At 54.6% G+C, this 21,364-nt stretch carries 21 protein-coding genes and 1 tRNA gene; 21 read left to right on the top strand and 1 reads right to left on the bottom strand.

All coding sequences use genetic code 11. The features are described from left to right. Positions 1 to 5: 5 nt before the first annotated feature. A complete protein-coding gene (gene fliG, locus WA429_RS13380) occupies positions 6 to 1,025 on the bottom strand; it encodes a flagellar motor switch protein FliG (protein ID WP_068518909.1) in 1,020 nt (339 codons plus the stop codon). Between the two features lie 313 nt (positions 1,026 to 1,338). On the opposite strand from fliG, the gene WA429_RS13375 reads away from it, so the two are divergent. From WA429_RS13375 to WA429_RS13275, 21 genes are all read left to right on the top strand, one after another. Next, positions 1,339 to 1,415: transfer RNA gene (locus tag WA429_RS13375), tRNA-Asp, on the top strand. A 284-nt stretch (positions 1,416 to 1,699) separates the two neighbouring features. Then, complete coding sequence (locus WA429_RS13370; RefSeq protein WP_008891231.1) at positions 1,700 to 2,065, top strand: NADH-quinone oxidoreductase subunit A; 366 nt, start codon at positions 1,700 to 1,702, stop codon at positions 2,063 to 2,065. Further along, positions 2,056 to 2,598, top strand: coding sequence for a NuoB/complex I 20 kDa subunit family protein (locus WA429_RS13365; RefSeq protein ID WP_068518911.1), 543 nt, complete (start codon positions 2,056 to 2,058; stop codon positions 2,596 to 2,598). Before WA429_RS13370 ends, WA429_RS13365 begins: the two co-directional genes overlap by 10 nt. 19 nt (positions 2,599 to 2,617) lie before the next feature. Then, positions 2,618 to 3,247, top strand: a complete 630-nt coding sequence (locus WA429_RS13360; protein WP_068518912.1) for an NADH-quinone oxidoreductase subunit C — start codon at positions 2,618 to 2,620, stop codon at positions 3,245 to 3,247. Further along, positions 3,247 to 4,425, top strand: coding sequence for an NADH-quinone oxidoreductase subunit D (locus tag WA429_RS13355; protein WP_068518913.1), 1,179 nt, complete (start codon positions 3,247 to 3,249; stop codon positions 4,423 to 4,425). The genes WA429_RS13360 and WA429_RS13355 overlap by 1 nt, the downstream gene beginning before the upstream one ends. Next, entirely contained in the window at positions 4,422 to 5,084 is a 663-nt protein-coding gene (gene nuoE / locus WA429_RS13350; protein ID WP_068518914.1) for an NADH-quinone oxidoreductase subunit NuoE, read from the top strand. The genes WA429_RS13355 and nuoE overlap by 4 nt, the downstream gene beginning before the upstream one ends. A 1-nt stretch (position 5,085) precedes the next feature. Continuing rightward, positions 5,086 to 6,366, top strand: coding sequence for an NADH-quinone oxidoreductase subunit NuoF (gene nuoF / locus WA429_RS13345; RefSeq protein WP_068518915.1), 1,281 nt, complete (start codon positions 5,086 to 5,088; stop codon positions 6,364 to 6,366). Between the two features lie 27 nt (positions 6,367 to 6,393). Continuing rightward, complete coding sequence (gene nuoG / locus WA429_RS13340; protein WP_068518916.1) at positions 6,394 to 8,454, top strand: NADH-quinone oxidoreductase subunit NuoG; 2,061 nt, start codon at positions 6,394 to 6,396, stop codon at positions 8,452 to 8,454. Between the two features lie 86 nt (positions 8,455 to 8,540). Next, positions 8,541 to 9,554: an NADH-quinone oxidoreductase subunit NuoH gene (gene nuoH, locus WA429_RS13335; RefSeq protein ID WP_068518917.1), complete on the top strand. Its 1,014-nt coding sequence runs from the start codon at positions 8,541 to 8,543 to the stop codon at positions 9,552 to 9,554. Positions 9,555 to 9,585: 31 nt separating this feature from the next. Further along, the gene (nuoI, locus tag WA429_RS13330; RefSeq protein ID WP_068518918.1) at positions 9,586 to 10,074 is read left to right on the top strand and encodes an NADH-quinone oxidoreductase subunit NuoI; all 489 of its coding nucleotides are present in this window, start codon (positions 9,586 to 9,588) and stop codon (positions 10,072 to 10,074) included. A gap of 83 nt (positions 10,075 to 10,157) precedes the next feature. Continuing rightward, the gene (locus WA429_RS13325) at positions 10,158 to 10,766 is read left to right on the top strand and encodes an NADH-quinone oxidoreductase subunit J (RefSeq protein WP_068518919.1); all 609 of its coding nucleotides are present in this window, start codon (positions 10,158 to 10,160) and stop codon (positions 10,764 to 10,766) included. Further along, entirely contained in the window at positions 10,766 to 11,074 is a 309-nt protein-coding gene (gene nuoK, locus WA429_RS13320) for an NADH-quinone oxidoreductase subunit NuoK (RefSeq protein ID WP_007089416.1), read from the top strand. Before WA429_RS13325 ends, nuoK begins: the two co-directional genes overlap by 1 nt. A gap of 7 nt (positions 11,075 to 11,081) precedes the next feature. After that, positions 11,082 to 13,085 carry an NADH-quinone oxidoreductase subunit L gene (nuoL, locus tag WA429_RS13315; RefSeq protein WP_068518920.1) on the top strand — a complete coding sequence of 668 codons (2,004 nt, stop codon included), beginning with the start codon at positions 11,082 to 11,084 and terminating at the stop codon, positions 13,083 to 13,085. A gap of 6 nt (positions 13,086 to 13,091) precedes the next feature. Continuing rightward, the gene (locus WA429_RS13310) at positions 13,092 to 14,609 is read left to right on the top strand and encodes an NADH-quinone oxidoreductase subunit M (RefSeq protein WP_068518921.1); all 1,518 of its coding nucleotides are present in this window, start codon (positions 13,092 to 13,094) and stop codon (positions 14,607 to 14,609) included. An 11-nt stretch (positions 14,610 to 14,620) separates the two neighbouring features. Next, entirely contained in the window at positions 14,621 to 16,060 is a 1,440-nt protein-coding gene (nuoN, locus tag WA429_RS13305) for an NADH-quinone oxidoreductase subunit NuoN (protein ID WP_443082682.1), read from the top strand. 2 nt (positions 16,061 to 16,062) lie between these two features. Beyond that, entirely contained in the window at positions 16,063 to 16,830 is a 768-nt protein-coding gene (locus WA429_RS13300) for a biotin--[acetyl-CoA-carboxylase] ligase (protein WP_287464935.1), read from the top strand. A gap of 34 nt (positions 16,831 to 16,864) precedes the next feature. Beyond that, the gene (locus WA429_RS13295) at positions 16,865 to 17,656 is read left to right on the top strand and encodes a type III pantothenate kinase (RefSeq protein ID WP_068518924.1); all 792 of its coding nucleotides are present in this window, start codon (positions 16,865 to 16,867) and stop codon (positions 17,654 to 17,656) included. A gap of 81 nt (positions 17,657 to 17,737) precedes the next feature. Continuing rightward, positions 17,738 to 19,414, top strand: coding sequence for a ribonuclease J (locus tag WA429_RS13290; RefSeq protein WP_181848943.1), 1,677 nt, complete (start codon positions 17,738 to 17,740; stop codon positions 19,412 to 19,414). A gap of 146 nt (positions 19,415 to 19,560) precedes the next feature. After that, entirely contained in the window at positions 19,561 to 19,965 is a 405-nt protein-coding gene (mce, locus tag WA429_RS13285) for a methylmalonyl-CoA epimerase (RefSeq protein ID WP_008891215.1), read from the top strand. A 94-nt stretch (positions 19,966 to 20,059) separates the two neighbouring features. Then, positions 20,060 to 20,299 (top strand): DUF1467 family protein, encoded by a 240-nt coding sequence (locus tag WA429_RS13280; protein WP_068518925.1) that lies wholly within the window; start codon positions 20,060 to 20,062, stop codon positions 20,297 to 20,299. Between the two features lie 460 nt (positions 20,300 to 20,759). After that, positions 20,760 to 21,290, top strand: coding sequence for a hypothetical protein (locus WA429_RS13275; protein WP_287464937.1), 531 nt, complete (start codon positions 20,760 to 20,762; stop codon positions 21,288 to 21,290). The last annotated feature ends 74 nt before the right edge of the window (positions 21,291 to 21,364 follow it).

The raw sequence follows: 21,364 nt of genomic DNA, 5'->3' as shown, positions 1-21,364 counted from the left end.
GCGATTTAATAGACCATTTCGTCTTCGCCACTGCCTTCGGAAATGACGATCTGGCCCTGTGCGGCAAGTTCCTTGGCCAGCTGGACAATCATCATTTGCGATTCTTCGACATCGGACAGGCGGACCGGGCCAAGCGCATCCATGTCTTCTTTCATCATCTTGCCGGCACGTTCGGACATGTTCTTGAAGAACAGGTCGCGCATCTGATCGGTGGAGCCTTTAAGGGCCAGGGCAAGTTTGTCTTTTTCGACCTGACGCAGAAGGGTCTGAACGCCGTTATTGTCGAGACGGGCAAGATCCTCGAAGGTGAACATAAGAGCCTTGATCTTCTCGGCCGAGTCACGGTTACGTTCTTCCAGTGCGGTCAGGAAGCGATCCTGACTCTGACGGTCAAGACTGTTGAAGATATCTGCCATCAGTTCATGGTTGTCGCCGCGCGATCCGCGCGCAAGGTTCGACATGAACTCGGTACGCAGGGTTTTCTCAATATTATCAAGAACTTCTTTCTGGACAGCTTCCATGCGCAACATACGCATGATGACTTCCATCGAAAAGTTTTCCGGCAGCAACGACAACACGGAAGCCGAGTGACCCGGCTTGAGTTTTGACAGAACCACGCCGACGGTCTGCGGGTATTCGTTTTTCAGATAGTTGGCAAGGACCGCTTCGTTGACGTTGTTCAGCTTGTCCCACATGGTACGACCCGCCGGGCCGCGGATTTCTTCCATGATGCCGTTGACGCGGTCTTCGGGAAGAACTTTCGACAGCAGTCGTTCGGTCGTGTCAAACGAACCGACAAGAGAGCCGGTCGATGAAAGCTGGTCGGCAAACTCAACAAACAGACGTTCAACGATGTTGGCGCTGATGGTGCCAAGCCCGGACATGGTTTGGGAAATCTCTTTGATTTCCTCGTCATCCATCATGCTGAACATCTTGGTCGCGTGCTCTTCCCCAAGAGCAAGCATGAGAATCGCTGCCTTTTCCGGTCCGGCCAGTGATCTGTATTCTTCTTTAACGCGCCCCACGGGTGGTCTTCTCCGTCGTAATGACTCTGTCTTTCATTGAACCGACAATGCAAGAACGTGCCCCTATCGCACCGTAAGATAGGGGGAATTTGTCAACAATTCTATAAAAGCCGGCGCGTCTTTGCAAAGACCGACCGCACCTTGATGTGCAAAATGTACAGAATGGGTGAAATCGGTACAAATTCGGGCCGAAATTGCCTTTCAGCGGGTGATGTTGACTGGCGCAATTGTCGAAAGGGTTGAAAACACTGCTAGCTGCTTGACTTGGTTTGGGGGGTGGTCTAACAAAGGCCCGCCGATTGATGGTCATTTTGCGGGCGTAGCTCAGTTGGTTAGAGCGCCGGCCTGTCACGCCGGAGGCCGCGGGTTCAAGTCCCGTCGCTCGCGCCATGACCCATCATCTGTTGTCTTTTGTCGGGCGTTTCGTCTTTTCCGCGATCGCCTTTTCATGTGTTGCTTACACTGCATCGCAGGGCAGGGTCTTGATCATCTCGACATGCGCCCCGATATCGGACGGTAGTAAACGGTAAAAAGATTAGAAAGTTTCCGGTCTTAGAGCAGCTTAATCCTGCTTGAGGACTGGAACTTGTGCGGTGCATACGTTATGGTGCGCCGTAATGGGCCAGGTGGGGACCTGGTCGGGTCACAAGGCCTGTTCTTGAGAGGTCAGAGAGATGCAAGAGCTTCTTTCGGAATATCTTCCGATCCTGGTATTCATCGGGATCGCCGTCGGTCTTTCGGCGGTAATCGTCATCGCGTCGCTGGTTCTTGCCAAGCAGGCACCGGATGTTGAAAAACTGTCCGCATACGAGTGCGGGTTCGCGCCGTTTGAAGATGCGCGTATCAAGTTCGACGTCCGGTTCTATCTGGTCGCAATCTTGTTCATTATTTTCGACCTCGAAGTCGCCTTCCTGTTCCCGTGGGCTGTTACCCTCGGTGATATCGGGACTTTCGGCTTTGTATCGATGGTGATCTTCCTGGCTGTTCTGACGGTCGGATTTATCTATGAATGGAAGAAGGGAGCTTTGGAATGGGAGTGAGCACCAATACAGGCGCACCCCTGGCACCCGGTACGGATCAGGATGCACTGCTTAAGGGCGTGTTTGACGAGATGAATGACAAGGGCTTTGTCCTTGCCAATCTCGACAAGCTGGCAAGCTGGGCAAGCACCGGTTCCCTTTGGCCGATGACGTTCGGTCTTGCCTGCTGTGCTGTTGAAATGATGCATTCGGCTGCGTCGCGTTACGACCTTGACCGTTACGGTCTGGTGTTCCGCCCAAGCCCGCGTCAGTCAGACGTGATGATCGTTGCTGGTACGCTTACCAACAAGATGGCCCCGGCACTGCGTAAGGTCTATGACCAGATGGCAGAACCGCGCTGGGTTATTTCGATGGGTTCGTGCGCCAATGGCGGCGGTTACTATCACTATTCCTATTCGGTGGTGCGCGGTTGTGATCGCGTTGTCCCGGTTGACGTATACGTACCGGGTTGCCCGCCGACAGCCGAAGCGCTGATCTACGGCATATTGCAGTTGCAAAAGAAAATCCGCCGTACTGGTGTCCTGACACGCTGATCCGTAATAGGGGGCTTGCATGAGCGAACTGCTCAGCGATAACAGCGCCGCATTGAATGATCTTAAAGATCTTGTGGTGTCCCAGCTGGCCAACGAAATCCTCGAAAGCGAGATTCGTTACGGCGAGCTGACCATCGTCGCAAAGCGCGATGATATTCTTAAAGTTCTGACCTTCCTTCGGGATGATACCGGCTGCTTGTTCAAGCAGCTTATCGACGTTTGTGGTGCAGATTACCCGGAACGCCCGGAGCGTTTTGATGTTGTGTATCACCTGCTGTCGCTCAAACATAACCTGCGTATCCGCGTAAAGGTCCGCACCGACGAAGAAACCCCGGTACCAAGCTGTGTACCTGTTTTCAGCGCCGCCGACTGGTTCGAGCGCGAAGCATGGGACATGTACGGTATCTTCTTTGCCGACCATCCGGATCCCCGCCGTATTCTGACCGATTACGGTTTTGAAGGTCATCCGCTGCGCAAGGATTTCCCGCTGACCGGTTATGTTGAAGTTCGTTACGATGATGAGCAGAAGCGCGTTGTCTACGAGCCGGTAAAACTGGTTCAGGATTTCCGTAATTTCGATTTCGAAAGCCCGTGGGAAGGCATCCAGCATGTTCTTCCGGGTGATGAAAAGGCGGAGGGCAACGCCTGATGTCCGAACAAAAAATCAAAAATATGACCATGAACTTCGGCCCGCAGCACCCTGCGGCGCACGGCGTTCTGCGTTTGGTTCTGGAAATGGACGGCGAAGTCGTCGAACGTTCGGACCCGCATATTGGTCTTCTGCATCGTGGTACGGAAAAGTTGATCGAATATAAGAGCTATATTCAGGCGACCCCGTATTTCGACCGTCTCGACTATGTCGCGCCGATGAACCAGGAACATGCATATTGCCTGGCCATCGAGAAGCTTATGGGGATTGAGGTTCCCAAACGTGGTCAGTATATCCGTGTTCTCTATGCGGAAATCGGTCGTATTCTGAACCACATTCTGAACCTGACCGCGTTCGCGCTGGACGTTGGTGCGATGACCCCGCTTCTGTGGGGCTTTGAAGAACGTGAAAAGCTCATGGAATTCTATGAGCGCGCCTGTGGCGCCCGTCTTCACGCCAACTATTTCCGTCCGGGCGGTGTTGCGGCCGATCTTCCAGCTGGTCTTCTTGAAGACATTGATGCCTGGGCTGATCAGTATGACGTGTTCCTCAAGGACTTTGACCGCGTTCTGACCGGCAACCGTATCTTCAAACAGCGTACGGTTGATATCGGTACCGTCAGCGCGGAAGAGGCGCTTGACTGGGGCTTTACCGGCCCGAACATCCGTGCATCGGGTCTGGCATGGGATCTGCGTAAATCGCAGCCCTATGATTCTTACGAAGATTTCGACTTCGACATTCCGGTAGGCAAGAACGGCGATTGCTATGACCGCTTCCTTGTCCGCTTTGAAGAAATGTGGCAGTCGCTGAAAATCATCAAGCAGGCCATCAAGAATATGCCAGATGGTCCTGTTATTGTTGAAAATAACAAAGTGGCACCGCCGTCGCGCGCCGAAATGAAGCGTTCGATGGAAGCCCTGATCCATCACTTCAAACTCTTTACCGAAGGTTTCCACGTTCCGGCTGGCGAATGCTATGCCGCGGTCGAGGCACCGAAGGGCGAGTTTGGTGTGTATCTTGTTTCGGATGGCTCGAACCGTCCGTATCGCTGCAAAATTCGTGCACCCGGGTTCCCGCACCTTCAGGGTATCGACTTCATGTCCAAAGGTCACATGCTGGCCGACGTCGTTGCCAATATCGGGTCGCTAGATATCGTGTTCGGTGAGATTGACCGATGAGCCATTTGAGAAGACCAGCTCCGAAAGAGCTTCAACCTGTCAGCTTTGCTTTCACTCCGGAAAACCTGGAAAAGGCAAAGAAGATCATCGCCAAGTACCCGGAAGGCCGCCAGCAGAGCGCGGTCATGCCGCTGCTTGATCTGGCACAGCGTCAGACCGAAGGTAACTGGGTTCCGACCGTCGCAATGGATTACATTGCCGACATGCTCGAAATGCCGGCCATTCGCGTCTACGAGGTCGCAACCTTCTATACGATGTATAACCTTGCCCCGGTGGGCAAGAACTTCATCCAGGTTTGCACCACGACGCCGTGCTGGCTTCGCGGTTCTGCCGACGTTGTCGATACCTGCAAAAAGGAACTTGGCATCGGTGTTGGTGAAACGACCGAAGACGGTCAGTTCACCATGATCGAAGTCGAATGCCTTGGCGCATGTGTCAATGCACCGATGATGCAGATCAACGACGATTACTACGAAGACCTGACCCCGGAAACGACCAAGGCGATCCTTGATGCCCTTAAAAAGGGCGAGAAGCCGAAAGCCGGTCCGCAGAGCGGCCGTAAAGGTTGCGAACCGATGGGCGGTCCGAAGGTTCTGAAGGCATTCTGTGGCTGCGGCGCAGCTCCGCAGGACGCTGATGCAAGCGAAGGGGACGCCTGATATGCTGCAGGATAAGGATCGTATCTTTACCAACCTGTACGGTTTCCAGGATTTCGGCCTTAAGGGCGCGCAATCCCGTGGTAACTGGGATGGTACCAAGGCGTTGATCGAAAAAGGCCGCGACTGGATCATCGACGAGATGAAAGCATCCGGTATGCGTGGTCGCGGGGGCGCAGGCTTCCCGACCGGCCTGAAATGGTCGTTCATGCCCAAGGAATCCGATGGTCGCCCGAGCTACCTCGTCGTCAATGCCGACGAAGGCGAACCGGGTACCTGTAAAGACCGCGAAATCATGCGCAATGATCCGCATACCCTGGTCGAAGGTTGCCTTCTTGCCAGCTTTGCGATGAATGCGCATGCGGCTTACATCTATATTCGTGGTGAGTTCTATCACGAGGCCTCCAACCTTCAGCGTGCGATTGACGAGGCATATGATGCCGGTCTGATCGGTAAAAACGCGTGTGGTTCGGGTTGGGACTTTGACCTTTACCTGCACCTTGGTGCCGGTGCCTACATCTGTGGCGAAGAAACCGCCCTGATCGAAAGTATCGAAGGTAAAAAAGGTCAGCCGCGTCTCAAGCCGCCATTCCCGGCAAATGCCGGTCTTTATGGCTGCCCGACCACGGTCAACAACGTTGAAAGTATCGCAGCGGTTCCGACCATTCTGCGTCGTGGCGGTTCGTGGTTCTCAAGTTTTGGCCGTGAAAACAACCACGGTACCAAGCTGTTCGCCATTTCCGGTCACGTCGAAAAGCCGTGCACGGTCGAAGAAGCGATGAGCATTCCGCTGCGTGAACTGATCGAAAAGCATTGCGGCGGTGTCCGTGGTGGCTGGGACAACCTTCTGGCGGTTATTCCGGGTGGTTCGTCGGTTCCGTTGATGCCCAAAGACATTTGCGATGACGTCCTGATGGATTTCGACGGCCTGCGTGAAGTGGGCTCGGGTCTTGGGACGGCTGCTGTGATCGTCATGGACAAGTCGACCGACATTGTCTATGCGATCGCGCGTCTTTCGGAATTCTACAAGCATGAAAGCTGTGGCCAGTGCACGCCGTGCCGTGAAGGTACCGGCTGGATGATGCGTATGATGGCACGCATGGTCCGCGGCGAAGCCACGCTTGATGAAATTGATCTGTTGTGGGATGTGACGAAACAGGTCGAGGGCCACACCATTTGTGCGCTTGGCGATGCTGCTGCATGGCCGATTCAGGGCCTTATCCGTCATTTCCGTCCCGAAATGGAACGTCGGATCAAGGAATATCGCGCACGGATCGCGGCCTGAGAGGGGCCTGTTGAGAGGGATTGAGACATGCCGAAACTAACAGTTGACGGTATTGAAGTTGAAGTAGAAGCCGGGGCGACAGTCCTTCAGGCCTGTGAAGAGGCCGGTAAGGAAATCCCGCGTTTCTGCTATCACGAACGCCTGTCAATCGCCGGCAACTGCCGTATGTGCCTGGTTGAAATGGAACGCGCGCCCAAGCCGGTCGCGTCCTGTGCCATGCCTGCGGCAGACGGAATGGTGATCAAAACCGATTCCGACCTGGTCAAAAAAGCACGCAATGGCGTGATGGAATTCCTGCTGATCAACCATCCGCTGGATTGCCCGATTTGTGACCAGGGTGGTGAATGTGACCTTCAGGACCAGGCCATGGCCTATGGTTTTGATGCATCGCGTTACGCCGAGAAAAAACGCGCAGTGAAAGACAAGGAACTGGGCCCGATCGTCAAGACGATCATGACCCGTTGCATTCACTGCACCCGTTGCGTTCGTTTCTCCGAGGAAGTCGCCGGTGTCGGCACCATGGGTGCTGTCTATCGTGGCGAGGACACCGAGGTCGGACCGTATATCGAAGCTTCGATCAACTCCGAACTTTCGGGCAACCTGATCGATCTTTGCCCAGTTGGTGCCCTGACGTCCAAGCCGTACGCGTTCACCGCGCGTCCGTGGGAGCTGAAGAAAACCGACAGCATCGATGTGATGGATGCGGTTGGTTCGAACATTCGTATTGATGCCCGTACTGCCGAAGTTCTTCGTGTTCTTCCGCGTACGAACGAAGACATCAACGAAGAATGGATTTCGGACAAAACCCGTTACGCCATTGATGGTCTGAAGCGTCAGCGTCTGGATCGTCCGTATGTTCGCGTGAATGGCAAACTGACCCCGGCAAGCTGGGACGAAGCGTTTGCTGCGATCAAGGCGAAGGTTTCAGGCCTCGATGGCAAGAAGATTGCCGCTCTTGCCGGTGACACGGTCGATTGTGAATCCATGACCGCGCTCAAGGATCTGATGGGCAAGCTTGGCTCACCGAACCTTGATTGCCGTCAGGACGGTTCGAAGATTGGCGGCCCGCGTGCTTCCTATATCTTCAACAGCACGATTGCCGGTATCGACGAGGCAGATGCCTGCCTGATCGTTGGTGCCAATGTTCGTGCCGAAGCGCCGATCATCAATGCCCGTCTTCGCAAACGCTGGCGTTCGACCGCCGGTGATTTCAAAGTCGGTATCATTGGCGAAAAATGGGATCCGACCTACAAGAACGAGTATCTTGGCGCAGGCCCGGACACCCTTTCGGAAATTCTCGAAGGCAAGAACGAGTTCGCCAAAATTCTCGAAGCCGCTGAAAAGCCGATGATCATCGTCGGTATGGGCGCGCTGAACCGTGAAGATGGCGACGCCGTTCTGGCAACCACCCGCGCAATTGCCGAGAAGTTCGGCATGGTTGCCGGTGAATGGAACGGTTTCAACGTTCTGCACACCGCAGCATCGCGCGTCGGCGGCCTTGATCTGGGCTTTGTCCCGGGTGAGGGCGGTCTTGCAACCAATGACATTCTTGATGCCGCTGCCAAAGGCGACGTCGAGGTTGTCTACCTTCTTGGTGCAGACGAAGTCGACATGAGCAAACTGGAAAAGGCATTTGTCATTTACCAGGGTGCCATGGGGGATGCCGGTGCACAGGCAGCAGATGTTATTCTGCCCGGTGCGGCCTATACCGAAAAGAACGGCACGTATGTCAATACCGAAGGCCGCGCCCAGCAGGGCTGGCGTGCGATCTTCCCGGTTGGTGACGCGCGTGAGGACTGGGCGATTGTTCGTGCTCTTTCGGGTGCGCTTGACCAGACCCTGCCGTACAACAACATCGATGCCGTTCGCTCGCGGATGGTCGAACTCAGCCCGACCTTCGCGTCGCTGAACGTTCCGACCAAGGCGGAATGGACCGATTTCGGTAAAGCGGGTGACATGAAACCGGAAGGTTTCGCATCACCGGTTCGCAATTTCTATATGACCGACCCGATCAGCCGTGCATCGGTGACGATGGCCAAATGTACCGAGGCCTTCGTCAAGGATGCGGCTGCCGAGAAGGTTGCCTGAGTAAGATAGGCGGCGCACCGTCGTCGCCTATCCCACAAGGGGGTGTCCCAATTCTGGGACGAAACGCAAAAGATACGGTTTGACCGATGGAACTTCTTTGGGACGGATATATTGAACCGCTGGTCTGGATCGTCGCCAAGATTTTGGCGATTGTCCTCCCGCTGTTGGGTGCTGTCGCCTATCTGACCTACGCCGAGCGTAAGGTTATTGGTGCGATCCAGCTCCGCAAGGGCCCGAACGTTGTGGGGCCGTTTGGCCTTTTGCAACCGCTTGCTGATGGTTTGAAACTGTTTCTGAAAGAAACAATCATTCCAAGCAGCGCGAACAAGGGCGTGTTTATCATTGCCCCGATGCTGACTTTCATTCTCGCGATCATTGCCTGGGCGGTTATTCCGTTCGACGAAGGCATGGTTCTGGCGGATCTGAATGTCGGTATTCTTTATATTTTCGCGATTTCTTCGCTGGGTGTTTACGGCATCGTGATGGCCGGTTGGGCATCGAACTCCAAATACGCATTCCTTGGTGCGCTGCGTTCCGGCGCGCAGATGGTTTCGTACGAGATTTCGATCGGCCTGATCATCATTTCGGTCCTGTTGACCACCGGCTCCTTGAACCTGAGCGACATCGTCCGCGGTCAGACCGGCGGTATCTGGGAGTGGAACTTCGTTTATCACTTCCCGATGTTCATCATCTTCATCGTGTCCATTCTGGCAGAAACCAACCGCGCACCGTTTGACCTTCCCGAAGCGGAAGCAGAACTGGTTTCGGGTTACAACGTCGATTATTCGGCCATGACCTTTGCGCTGTTCTTCCTGGGTGAATACGCCAACATGATCCTGATGAGTGGCCTGTGTGCCATTCTGTTCCTGGGTGGCTGGAGCGCGCCGTTGCCGTTCCTCGAATTCATCCCGGGCGCGATCTGGTTCATTCTGAAGATCTGCTTCGTTCTGTTCATCTTCCTGTGGGTCCGTGCAACCTTCCCGCGTTACCGTTATGACCAACTGATGCGTCTGGGCTGGAAAATCTTCCTGCCGCTGTCCTTCGCATGGGTCATGCTGGTTGCCACGTTCCTCGTTGTTTTTGACAAGGTCCCGGCCTGATCGCCGCGCATCGGAAAGAGAGAGGTAAACGATGTCATTTATTGATCGGACGGCCCGGAGCTTCCTGCTCGCGGAACTCGTATCGGGTATGGCGCTCACCTTGAAATATATGTTCAAGCCGAAAGTGACGCTGAACTACCCGTATGAAAAAGGCCCGCTGAGCCCGCGTTTCCGTGGCGAACATGCGCTGCGTCGCTACCCGAACGGGGAAGAGCGCTGCATTGCGTGTAAGCTGTGCGAAGCAATCTGCCCGGCACAGGCCATTACCATCGAGGTAGAGCCGCGTGACGACGGTTCGCGTCGTACAACCCGCTACGACATTGATATGACGAAATGCATCTATTGTGGTTTCTGCGAAGAAGCCTGCCCGGTAGATGCGATCGTCGAAGGTCCGAACTTCGAGTTCGCAACCGAAAACCGCGAGGAGCTGTTCTATGACAAGGACAAGCTGCTGGCAAACGGCGAGCGTTGGGAAGCCGAGCTTGCTGCACGATTGGAGGCAGACGCACCTTACCGGTAAGTGTCGCGTCTGATCGTTAGAAAGAGAGTTCATGGGCCGTTGTCAGCCAGAAGGGCGGCAACGGTTCGCCAAGGGGGTACCTTATGGTCGTACAGGCTTTGGCTTTTTACCTGTTTGCTACCGTCGCGGTCCTGTCCGCGACTGCGGTTGTGACCGTTCGCAACCCGGTGCATTCGGTACTGTTGCTGATCTTGACATTCTTTAACGCAGCCGGACTTTTCGTCCTGCTGGGTGCCGAGTTTCTCGCCATGCTGTTGGTCGTCGTCTATGTCGGCGCGGTTGCAGTCCTGTTCCTGTTCGTCGTGATGATGCTGGACATCAACTTTGTTGAAATGCGCCAGGGTTTCCTGAACTACCTGCCGATCGGGGTTCTGATCGCTGTGGTTCTGTTCGTCGAACTGGCACTGGTTGGCGCTGGTTGGACCCTTACCGACGGGGCGGTTGCGGTTCTCGCACAGCCAACACCGGAAGGGGTGACCAATGTCGAAGCACTCGGTCATCTGATCTATACCGATTACGCATACATCTTCCAGGCGGCTGGTCTGGTTCTGCTTGTTGCGATGATTGGCGCAATTGTCCTGACGCTGCGTCACCGTGAAGGTGTCCGCCGTCAGAAAATCTCCGAGCAGGTCAAGCGTTCCCGCGCTGATACGCTTGAAATCAAAAAAGTTCCGGTCGGAAGGGGGATCTGATGGAAATCGGTCTTGCACATTATCTGACCGTCGCGGCGATCCTTTTCACACTCGGGATCTTCGGCATCTTCATGAACCGCAAGAACGTCATCATCATCATGATGTCGATCGAGCTGATGCTGCTGGCGGTCAATATCAACCTGGTCGCGTTCTCGTCGTTCCTTGGCGACCTCGTTGGACAGGTCTTTACCATCTTCGTTCTGACGGTTGCTGCGGCTGAAGCGGCAATTGGTCTGGCGATCCTGGTCGTCTATTTCCGTAACCGCGGCACCATCGCGGTTGAAGATATCAACATGATGAAGGGGTAAGGCAGATATGTATCCGTTGATTGTATTCCTGCCCCTGATCGCGGCTGCCATTGCCGGGACCATCACGCTGGTTGGCGCCATGTCGACCGCCAAAGATGCCCCGCATGACGCGCATGGTCATCACCATCATGGTGTTTCTTCGGCTGATCGTGTGGCACAGCTTGTCACCGTTTGCGGTGTTGTTATCGCCTTTATCATTTCGATCTTTGCCTTTGTGGACGTCGCGCTTGGCGGCAACCCGCAGACGATCGAACTGTTCACCTGGATTTCTTCGGGCAGCTTTGATGCATCCTGGGCCCTGCGTATTGATACGCTGACCTGTGTGATGCTGATCGTTGTGACCGGGGTTTCCTCGATGGTGCACATCTATTCGATCGGCTATATGTCGCATGACCCGGACAAGCCGCGCTTCATGGCGTATCTCAGCCTGTTCACCTTTGCGATGTTGATGCTGATTACCGCCGACAACCTGATCCAGCTGTTCTTCGGCTGGGAGGGTGTTGGTCTTGCATCCTATCTTCTGATCGGTTTCTGGTATTCCAAGCCGTCGGCATCTGCTGCTGCGATGAAGGCCTTTATCGTTAACCGTGTTGGTGACTTTGGCTTTGCCCTTGGTATCTTTGCCGTCTATGTGCTGTTTGACAGCGTTCAGTTCGACGTCATCTTTGGCAATGCCGAGGAAGTCGCTGGTGCGACGCTGATGTTCCTGGGCCATGAATTTTCGGCACTGGAAATTACCTGCTTCCTGCTGTTTATCGGCGCGATGGGTAAATCGGCACAGCTTGGTCTGCACACCTGGCTTCCGGACGCAATGGAAGGCCCGACCCCGGTTTCCGCACTTATTCACGCGGCAACCATGGTGACGGCCGGCGTATTCATGGTGGCACGTCTGTCGCCGATCTTTGAATATGCTGAAACCACCCTGATGATCGTAACCATTGTTGGTGCGACCACGGCTTTCTTTGCCGCAACGGTTGGCTGTGTTCAGAACGATATCAAACGCGTGATCGCATATTCGACCTGTTCGCAGCTCGGCTATATGTTCTTTGCGTGCGGCGTGTCGGCATATTCGGCTGGTGTCTTCCATCTGATGACGCACGGTTTCTTCAAGGCGCTTCTGTTCCTTGGTGCCGGTTCTGTCATCCACGCGATGTCTGATGAACAGGACATGCGCAAGATGGGCGGTATCTGGAAAATGGTTCCGCTGACCTTTGCTGTGATGATGGTTGGTACGCTTGCCATTACCGGCTTCCCGGGTCTTGCAGGTTTCTATTCCAAGGACCTTGTCATCGAAAGTGCCTATGCGGCGCATACCGGTGTTGGTCTCTATGCCTTCTGGGCCGGCATTCTTGCTGCTCTGATGACCTCGTTCTATAGCTGGCGTCTGGTGTTCATGACCTTCTTTGGTGCGCCGCGCGCCGACGAACGGACCATGGCACATGTTCATGAAAGCCCGGCTGTCATGACTGGTCCGCTGCTGTTCCTGACCATTGGTGCGGTCTTTGCCGGCTGGTTCGCCAAGGACTGGTTCGGTGGTGGCGACTATGAAGAAATGCTGTCCTTCTGGAATGGCGCCATCTTCATGGCCGAAGGTCACCAGGCGCTTGAACATGCACACCATGTTCCGGGTTGGGTCAAACTGGCACCGTTTGTTGCCATGGTTACCGGCTTTGTCATTGCGCTTGTGATGTACAAACTGGTGCCGTCGCTTCCGCGCACCCTGGCGAACACCTTCAACGGTCTGTATCGCTTCGCGCTGAACAAATGGTACTTCGACGAACTCTATGACAAGATTTTCGTCAAGCCGGCCTTTGCACTTGGCTATGGCTTCTGGAAATCGGGTGATGGTGCCATCATTGATGGTTGCGGTCCGGATGGTGTTGCTGCTGCTTGCCGTAACATCGCACGTCGCGTCAGCGCCATTCAGAGTGGTTTCGTCTATCACTATGCATTTGCAATGCTGATCGGTATTGCAGCGCTGGTCTCCTACACAATTTGGAAGATGGGTTAACGGGCGATGAGTGATTGGCCAATTCTTTCGATCGTCACCTTCTTGCCGCTGGTCGGTGCAGCTCTGCTGCTGCTGATCAATGGTGAAGAGGCGACTGTTGCCCGCAATTCCCGTTGGGTTGCGCTTTGGACCTCGGGGTTCACCTTCCTCGTCTCCTTGATGCTGTGGGTGAACTTCGATGCAACGACCGCAGATTTCCAGTTCGTCGAGCAGGCGGACTGGATGCCGGGTCTGAACATTTCCTATCACATGGGCGTTGACGGAATTTCGGTTCTGTTTGTGCTGCTTGCGACCTTCCTGACGCCGATCTGTATTCTTTCGGCATGGGAAGCAATCCAGAAGCGCGTGAAGGAATACATGATCGCCTTCCTCGTTCTTGAAACGATGATGGTCGGTATGTTCAGCGCCCTTGACGGTCTGCTGTTCTATCTCTTCTTCGAAGGCGTCCTGATCCCGATGTTCATCATCATCGGTGTCTGGGGCGGTCAGCGTCGCGTCTATGCGGCATTCAAGCTGTTCCTTTATACGCTTCTTGGCTCGGTCCTGATGCTGGTTGCGCTGCTTGCGATGTATTTCGAAGCTGGCACCACCGACATCCCGACCCTGATGGAGCACGGGTTCAGCTATAATATGCAGCTGTGGCTGTGGCTGGCATTCTTTGCATCCTTCGCGGTCAAGGTTCCGATGTGGCCGGTTCATACCTGGCTTCCCGATGCCCACGTTGAAGCACCGACTGCCGGTTCGGTTATTCTGGCTGGCGTGTTGCTGAAAATGGGTGGTTACGGTTTCCTGCGTTTCTCGCTGCCGATGATGCCGCTGGCATCTGAAACCTTCGCGCCGCTTGTTTTCACGCTGTCGATTGTTGCAATCATCTATACGTCTCTGGTCGCATTGGCCCAGCAGGACATGAAAAAGCTGATTGCGTATTCTTCGGTCGCCCACATGGGTATCGTGACCATCGGTGCATTCACCTTTAACCAGCATGGTATCGAAGGTTCGATCTTCCAGATGCTGAGCCACGGTGTGGTTTCGGGTGCGCTCTTCCTTTGCGTTGGTGTTGTCTATGACCGCATCCATACCCGTGAAATTGACGCCTATGGCGGTCTTGTTCACCGTATGCCGAGCTACGCACTGATCTTCATGTTCTTCACCATGGCGTCTGTCGGTCTGCCGGGGACGGGCGGGTTCGTTGGCGAAATCCTTGCACTGCTTGGTGCATTCGAAGCCAACACCTGGGTTGCGTTCTTTGCTGCAACCGGTCTGATCCTTGGTGCGGCTTATGCGCTGTATCTCTATCGCCGGATTATTTTCGGGGCACTCACCAAAGAGAACCTGAAAACCATCCTCGATCTGAGCCCGCGTGAATGGCTGATCTTTGCGCCGCTGGTGGTCATCGTTCTGTGGATGGGGGTCTATCCGGTCTCCTTCCTCGACATCATGCATGTTTCGGTTGAAAACCTCGTCAACCAGGTCGAAACGGCACAGGCTGCAGCGGCACATGCCGCCCAGCTGGCCGCGAATTGAGGGGAATGAACATGGGAGTTTCTATGCTCAACCTCGGGGCCGCACTGCCCGAAATGTTTATGGCAGTTTCTGCCTTGGCGCTGTTGATGCTTGGGGTTTTCGCCGGCAAGGACAAAGCGTTCCGTACTGTTTCCTGGCTGGCGGTTGCCGTTCAGGTCGTTGCCGTCATCCTTGTGATGACGGGCGAGGGCGGTACCGCGTTCTTTGGACAGTTCAGTGCTGATGCATTTGCCAAATTCTGCAAAGTCATGATCCTGATCGGTTCTGCAACCGGCATCATCATGGCGATGAACTTTGCCGAACGTGAAAATATGGCACGTTTCGAGTTCCCGATTCTGATCACCCTTGCCACCCTTGGCATGATGGCGATGGTATCGGCAACCGACATGCTGTCGCTGTATCTTGGTCTCGAACTTCAGTCGCTTGCACTTTATGTCGTTGCTGCAATTCGCCGTGACACCGTGCGTTCGACGGAATCGGGCCTGAAATACTTCATCCTTGGGTCGATCGCATCGGGCATTCTGCTGTATGGCATGTCGATGGTGTACGGTTTCACCGGTTCCACCAATTTCAGCGTCCTTGCAGAAATCCTGACGGCTGGCAACCTGCCGGTTGGTGCGATGGTCGGCATGGCCTTTATCTTTGCCGGTCTGTGCTTCAAGGTTTCCGCTGTTCCGTTCCACATGTGGACCCCGGACGTTTATGAAGGTGCGCCGACCCCGGTGACGTCCTTCTTTGCGGTTGCGCCGAAGATCGCCGGTCTTGCACTGTTCATCCGTGTCGCAATCGGCCCGTTTGGCGGTGTTGTCGAAGACTGGCAGCAGATCATCGTTCTGATTTCGATCCTGTCGATGGCTGTTGGTTCGTTCGCGGCCCTGCGTCAGGAAAACATCAAACGTCTGATGGCCTATTCGTCGATCGGTCACGTTGGTTTCGCGCTTGTCGGTCTGGCAGCAGGCACCAAGGATGGTGTTACCGGTATTCTGGTTTATCTTGGCATTTACCTTGTCATGAACCTGGGCACCTTTGCCGTTATCCTGTGCATGCGTCGTAACGACCGTATGGCCGAAGAGATTACCGATCTTGCCGGTCTTGCCAAAACCAAGCCGCTGATGGCGGCGATCACCGCGATCCTGATGTTCTCGATGGCGGGTATTCCGCCGCTGGCTGGCTTCTTTGGCAAGTTCTATGTCTTCAAGGCGGCTGTCGATGCCGGTCTTGTGACGCTTGCTGTTATCGGTCTCGTGACCTCGGTTGTCAGTGCGTATTACTATCTGCGCATCATCAAGGTCATGTATTTCGACGAGCCGGTTGAAGGGTTCGATCGCAATGGCACCGAGATGAATGTGATCATGGCTGTTGCCACGATCGTCATCCTGGCCTTTGTCTTCTTCCCGAACCTTCTGATGGACAGCGCAGCGGCTGCTGCGGCATCCCTGTTCGGAATGTAAGAATGACAGCGCGAACGATCCGTCTTCCCGAAGGGTTCCATCTTCATGAACTGGAAGCGATCGACAGCACAAATGATGAGGCCAAGCGCCTCGCAGACAAGGGCGCCCAGAGTGGCGCCCTTGTTATAGCAAGAACACAAACGTCCGGTCGCGGCCGCCGCGGTCGTGCATGGTCATCGCCGGTTGGCAATCTGTATTCATCCCTGTTGTTGCGCCCGACCTGTTCGCTGGCCGAAGCCGCACGGCTGACCTTCCTGATTGCGGTCTCGATGGCCGAGGCGGTCGAAATGGTGACCGGAAATCAGGTGCGCCCCGATTGCAAATGGCCAAACGATCTGATGGTCAATGGACGCAAGATTTGCGGTATTCTTCTGGAAAGTGCATCCAATCAGGGATCGGCGACCGACTATCTGGTGATTGGGACAGGGGTGAATGTTGCCTTTGCGCCCGATGATGCCGAACGGCCTGCCACGTCGCTTTCGGCGCTTGGCGCACCGGTTTCGGTAGACGAGCTTGTATCGACCTATCTGGCGCGGATCGCCCATTGGCTTCCAATCTGGGAAGACAAGGGATTTGGCCCGGTTCGGGAAGCCTGGCTGTCGCGTGGGTACGGGATTGGCCAGCCGGTCGTGGCACGATTGACCGAACGCGAACTTTCAGGAACGTTTGTCGGACTTGATGATGATGGTTCACTTGTCCTAAGAGAAGACAACGGAACCGAACACCGTATCGGGGCGGGCGAAGTTTTCTTTGCCACCGGATCTGAATGATTACCTTGCGATTTAGCGGAGGCCTGTAAGCATCATGTTGCTTGCGATTGACGCCGGGAACACCAACATCGTCTTTGCTGTTTTTGATGGCGATACCATCAAGGGACAGTGGCGCTGTTCAACCACCACCGAACGTACGGCAGATGAATTGGGGGTTTGGCTCCATCATCTGTTTGCACTGGCAAATGTGCCGGTTGATGCGATTACAGGTGCCATCATCGCAACTGTGGTTCCGGCTGCGGAATTCAGCCTCAAGACCCTGTGTCGCCGTTATTTCAGTGTCGAACCGATGGTGGTCGGCGATCCTGCGGTTGATCTTGATATGAAGATCATCATGGATCGCCCCAGCGAAGTCGGTGCCGACCGTCTTGTCAACGCGGTTGCCGCCCATCAATTGTTTGGTGGGCCGCTGGTCGTGCTTGATTTCGGGACGGCCACGACCTTTGACGTTGTTGATGGCAATGGTGATTATCTGGGCGGGGTGATTGCCCCGGGTGTTAACCTGTCGATCAAGGCATTGCATATGGCAGCCGCCCAGTTGCCGATGGTTGCCATCGAAGCCCCGCGCAATGTGGTCGGGAAAAATACCGTCGAAGCCATGCAGTCAGGTGTCTATTGGGGCTATGTCTCGATGATTGAAGGCCTGTTGGCAAGGATCCGGAAACAGCAAAATCTTGATTATATCAAAGTCGTGGCAACCGGCGGACTTGCGCCGCTATTTGCAAAGGCTGTAGACGAAATTGAACATTTGCACGGCGATCTGACCATGTTGGGTCTTTTGATGATTTATCGTCGCAACAGCGACAAGATTGCCAAACAGGCCTGATCAGACCCGATCAGGTTTGCGCCGGGGGCGGGCACGTTTTGCGCCCCTGATCTGAGCGTCGAAAATAAAGGATTACGGTCAGTGGATTTGTATTTGCCAAAAGACGAAGTGTTGTTCGTGCCGCTTGGCGGTTCGGGCGAAATTGGCATGAACCTGAACCTTTATGGCTACGATGACCAGTGGCTGATGGTTGACATGGGGGTTTCCTTTGGCGAGGAAGGGCTTCCGGGTGTTGATGTTGTCATGCCCGACCCGTCCTTTATCGAGGACCGCAAGGACAAGCTGCTTGGTCTTGTTCTGACCCATGCCCACGAAGATCACCTTGGGGCGGTGCCATATCTTTGGCCGCGGCTGAAATGCCCGATCTATGCAACGCCGTTTGCCGCCGAATTCCTTAAGGCCAAGCTTGCCGAAACCGATTTCGCCGATCAGGTGCCGATCCATGTGATCGAGCTTGGCGGCCGGTTCAAGCTGGGTTGCTTTGACATCGAATTTGTCACCATGACCCATTCGATCCTTGAACCCAATGCGCTTGCCATCCGCACGCCCAAGGGATTGATCGTTCATACTGGTGATTGGAAATTTGATCCCGATCCCCAGATCGGCGAAGCATCCGACGTCAAGAAGCTTGAAGCACTGGGCGACGAAGGCGTCATGGCGCTGGTGTGCGATTCAACCAATGTCTTTTCCGAGGGCAAAACCGGTTCGGAAGGTGAAGTCGCCAAAAATCTCTCGACCCTGTTTAAGGAACATCCACAGGGTCGTATTGCGGTTGCCTGCTTTGCGACCAACGTTGCCCGTGTTCAGTCGGTGATAGAAGCCGCGCATGAAAATGGCCGTTGCGTCGGACTTGCCGGGCGGTCGCTTAATCGCGTGACAGAAGCAGCCCGCGAAGTCGGTTACCTTACCGGCTATCCGAATCTGTTGTCCGACGAAGAGGCAATGGAAGTCCCCAAGGATCAGGTGCTTTTGATTTGTACCGGATCGCAGGGCGAACCGCGTGCGGCCCTTTCACGGATCGCCAAGGGCGACCATCCGACAGTGGAACTTGATCCGGGTGATACGGTTGTGTTTTCGGCCCGCGAAATTCCGGGGAATGAAAAATCCATCGGCTATATCCAGAATCTTTTGATCCGGCGCGGGATCAAGGTCATTACCGCCCGCGATGAGCCGATCCACGTATCTGGCCATCCGGGACGTGAAGACCTGACACGAATGTATCAATTGACCCGCCCGCAAATTTTGGTGCCGGTGCATGGTGAAACCCGCCATCTGTGCGAACAGGCGGCATTGGGGGCGGAATGCCAGATCCCCGAACAGGTCATTCCCCATGATGGTACGGTCATCCGGCTGTCACCGGGCAATGCGCATGTGATTGGCGTGGCGGATGCGGGAATTCTTGCCCTTGATGGTGGCCGGCTGCTGAAACGTGATGCCGATACCATCCGCAACCGTAACCGGATTGTCTGGAACGGGGTCATGTTTGTCACCGTGGTCCTGAACCAGTTTGGCGAGATGGTGAATGATCCGATGATCACCGCGCCCAGCCTGTTTGACGAACCCGATGACCAGACGCGGCTTGATCATTTTGCGGCGGAAATCGGCAACCGGATTGATCAGCTTAATGATGACGAGGTCCTTGATGATGCGGCGGTTATCCTTGCCGTCCGTCAGGCATTGCGTCGTCCGGTACGCCAGCGCCTTGGCAAACGGCCATTGATCGAAGTCCATCTGGTGCGGGTAACCGAAAAGGGCTGATGACCCAATCAATGCGACCCTGATCACAGTCCATTGGGCGGGCGCGCGGATAATAACCCTTTCGACGAAATGGGGAATTGTCTTTTGGCGTCTGCCTATCCTAGATTGTCGGTGATCGGGCTGATCATATTCGCAGGAGCAAGACCATGATTGGACGGCTGAACCATGTCGCCATTGCCGTACCGGACCTTGAAGCAGGGATCGCGCAATATCGTGATGTCCTGGGGGCCAAGGTATCAGAGCCACAGGACGAACCCGATCACGGCGTAACCGTTGTGTTTGTCGAATTGCCCAACACCAAGATCGAATTGCTGTATCCGTTGGGGGACAATTCACCGATCAAGGGATTTCTTGAAAAGAACGCGTCGGGCGGCATTCATCATGTGTGTTATGAAGTCGACGATATCCTGGCTGCGCGCGACAAGCTTCAGGCAAGTGGTGCGCGTGTGCTCGGTGACGGGGAACCGAAGATCGGCGCGCATGGTAAACCGGTGCTGTTCCTGCATCCCAAGGATTTCAACGGAACACTGGTCGAACTTGAACAGGTCTGAGCCCGCGTAATTCATCATTTGGCACCATCCGACCAATCGGGCAGGGCACATCCATCCTGCCCGTCCTATCGCACCACCATCAAAAGAGATCTTCATGAACTGGTTTTCGGGACTTCTGGTTTACATCGTTATCTGGTGGCTGGTGCTGTTCATGGTGCTGCCGTTTGGTGTGAAGCGGGCAGAAAATGTTGAACCGGGTCATGACAGCGGCGCCCCGCAAAAAGCCCATATGTGGAAAAAGGTGCTTGCAACCAGCCTGATTTCAGCGATCCTTTGGGTGGTTGCGGTTTTCGTTATCACCAGCGGCATGATCGAAGTTCGTCCGCCAAAATAATACCGGGTGCGGTCAAACCCACAAAACAGGCCCGCCAACAGAAAACCCCGCACGAAATGCTGCGGGGTTTTGTCATTTTATGCTGCAAGGGGCACCGGGATCAAAGCGGCGGGCAAAAAAAAAGCAAGATCACAAGGATCTTGCTAAGATGCTATTTTTATAGCTGTTTTCCCGTAATCTTTTTATGCTTCCTCCTAAGACCTGGGCTTCTTGGCACAGGTTTTAATTCGACGTCGCGCCTGCTTCTTGTATGCTTATTGGCAACAAAGCCTCCCGCAATTTTATGAGCGGCTGCGATACGCCTTCCGCAACGATCTTGCGTCGAAAGCGGAGGACTAAAAAGCCACATGTTTCAGTTTTATGCAAGCTGTTTTGACCAAACTTCACAAATGTTTCGATGCTGCAGTGCACACAGATAGGGTGAAACTAAGAGATGCATAATATTCCATTGGTCGAACCTATGTTAAGCCGTGGTTTTGGTCATAAAATCAGACTATTGGCGGCTGTCGCCGTATCATTGCTGGTGACGGGTCCGATATCTTCGGCATTGGCGCAGTCCGAATCCCCGCTGCCAACCAAACAGGATGAACCGGTATCGGGCGATGCTGACCCCGCGGGTGCCGGTACGGAAACCGAAAAGCCCAAAATCATTGTGTCGCGATCAGCCTGCAAGGCCCTAGTACAGCATGTTCCCGATGATGATGTTGCCTACAAACCCGGCGTCGATGTTCACGGCAACAAGGTTGTCGGTGCCGATCTGGACGGGGGCAGCGACATCACCAAATCCCTGCCCAAACAGATCGAATTTCCGGTTACGCTGGATTTCTTTGAATATAGCGGCATCGCAGTACCAAGCGGCATGAGCGGCGAGCAATCGGTCGGCAAAATCACCTATCGCAATGGCAGGGTGTATTTCAATGACCAGCCGCTGGGCGATAATGCCTATGATGATGAATTGATTGCGGCATGCCGTGCGGCGGGTTTCCGGTAAGCTGGTGATGTTGGAACTTTGGTCATCGCAGTTTTGCCATCATTGAAAATTAGGGTCCGCATTCAATTGCATGT

Origin of the sequence: Thalassospira sp. CH_XMU1420-2 (assembly GCF_037029325.1) — a bacterium.
In the GTDB taxonomy this organism is placed as follows: Bacteria; Pseudomonadota; Alphaproteobacteria; order Rhodospirillales; family Thalassospiraceae; genus Thalassospira; species Thalassospira povalilytica.
This window is presented reverse-complemented; position numbering and strand designations above follow the sequence as displayed.

What these genes read in the sequence shown, in the direction of transcription:
- nuoF (WP_068518915.1), top strand. Translation starts at nt 5,086, where the DNA reads ATGCTGCAGGATAAGGATCGTATCTTTACCAACCTGTACGGTTTCCAG.
- WA429_RS13300 (WP_287464935.1), top strand. Translation starts at nt 16,063, where the DNA reads ATGACAGCGCGAACGATCCGTCTTCCCGAAGGGTTCCATCTTCATGAA.
- WA429_RS13370 (WP_008891231.1), top strand. Translation starts at nt 1,700, where the DNA reads ATGCAAGAGCTTCTTTCGGAATATCTTCCGATCCTGGTATTCATCGGG.
- WA429_RS13275 (WP_287464937.1), top strand. Translation starts at nt 20,760, where the DNA reads ATGTTAAGCCGTGGTTTTGGTCATAAAATCAGACTATTGGCGGCTGTC.
- nuoG (WP_068518916.1), top strand. Translation starts at nt 6,394, where the DNA reads ATGCCGAAACTAACAGTTGACGGTATTGAAGTTGAAGTAGAAGCCGGG.
- WA429_RS13295 (WP_068518924.1), top strand. Translation starts at nt 16,865, where the DNA reads ATGTTGCTTGCGATTGACGCCGGGAACACCAACATCGTCTTTGCTGTT.
- nuoE (WP_068518914.1), top strand. Translation starts at nt 4,422, where the DNA reads ATGAGCCATTTGAGAAGACCAGCTCCGAAAGAGCTTCAACCTGTCAGC.
- nuoN (WP_443082682.1), top strand. Translation starts at nt 14,621, where the DNA reads ATGGGAGTTTCTATGCTCAACCTCGGGGCCGCACTGCCCGAAATGTTT.
- WA429_RS13365 (WP_068518911.1), top strand. Translation starts at nt 2,056, where the DNA reads ATGGGAGTGAGCACCAATACAGGCGCACCCCTGGCACCCGGTACGGAT.
- WA429_RS13325 (WP_068518919.1), top strand. Translation starts at nt 10,158, where the DNA reads ATGGTCGTACAGGCTTTGGCTTTTTACCTGTTTGCTACCGTCGCGGTC.
- WA429_RS13355 (WP_068518913.1), top strand. Translation starts at nt 3,247, where the DNA reads ATGTCCGAACAAAAAATCAAAAATATGACCATGAACTTCGGCCCGCAG.
- WA429_RS13280 (WP_068518925.1), top strand. Translation starts at nt 20,060, where the DNA reads ATGAACTGGTTTTCGGGACTTCTGGTTTACATCGTTATCTGGTGGCTG.
- WA429_RS13310 (WP_068518921.1), top strand. Translation starts at nt 13,092, where the DNA reads ATGAGTGATTGGCCAATTCTTTCGATCGTCACCTTCTTGCCGCTGGTC.
- nuoK (WP_007089416.1), top strand. Translation starts at nt 10,766, where the DNA reads ATGGAAATCGGTCTTGCACATTATCTGACCGTCGCGGCGATCCTTTTC.
- mce (WP_008891215.1), top strand. Translation starts at nt 19,561, where the DNA reads ATGATTGGACGGCTGAACCATGTCGCCATTGCCGTACCGGACCTTGAA.
- nuoL (WP_068518920.1), top strand. Translation starts at nt 11,082, where the DNA reads ATGTATCCGTTGATTGTATTCCTGCCCCTGATCGCGGCTGCCATTGCC.
- nuoH (WP_068518917.1), top strand. Translation starts at nt 8,541, where the DNA reads ATGGAACTTCTTTGGGACGGATATATTGAACCGCTGGTCTGGATCGTC.
- nuoI (WP_068518918.1), top strand. Translation starts at nt 9,586, where the DNA reads ATGTCATTTATTGATCGGACGGCCCGGAGCTTCCTGCTCGCGGAACTC.
- WA429_RS13360 (WP_068518912.1), top strand. Translation starts at nt 2,618, where the DNA reads ATGAGCGAACTGCTCAGCGATAACAGCGCCGCATTGAATGATCTTAAA.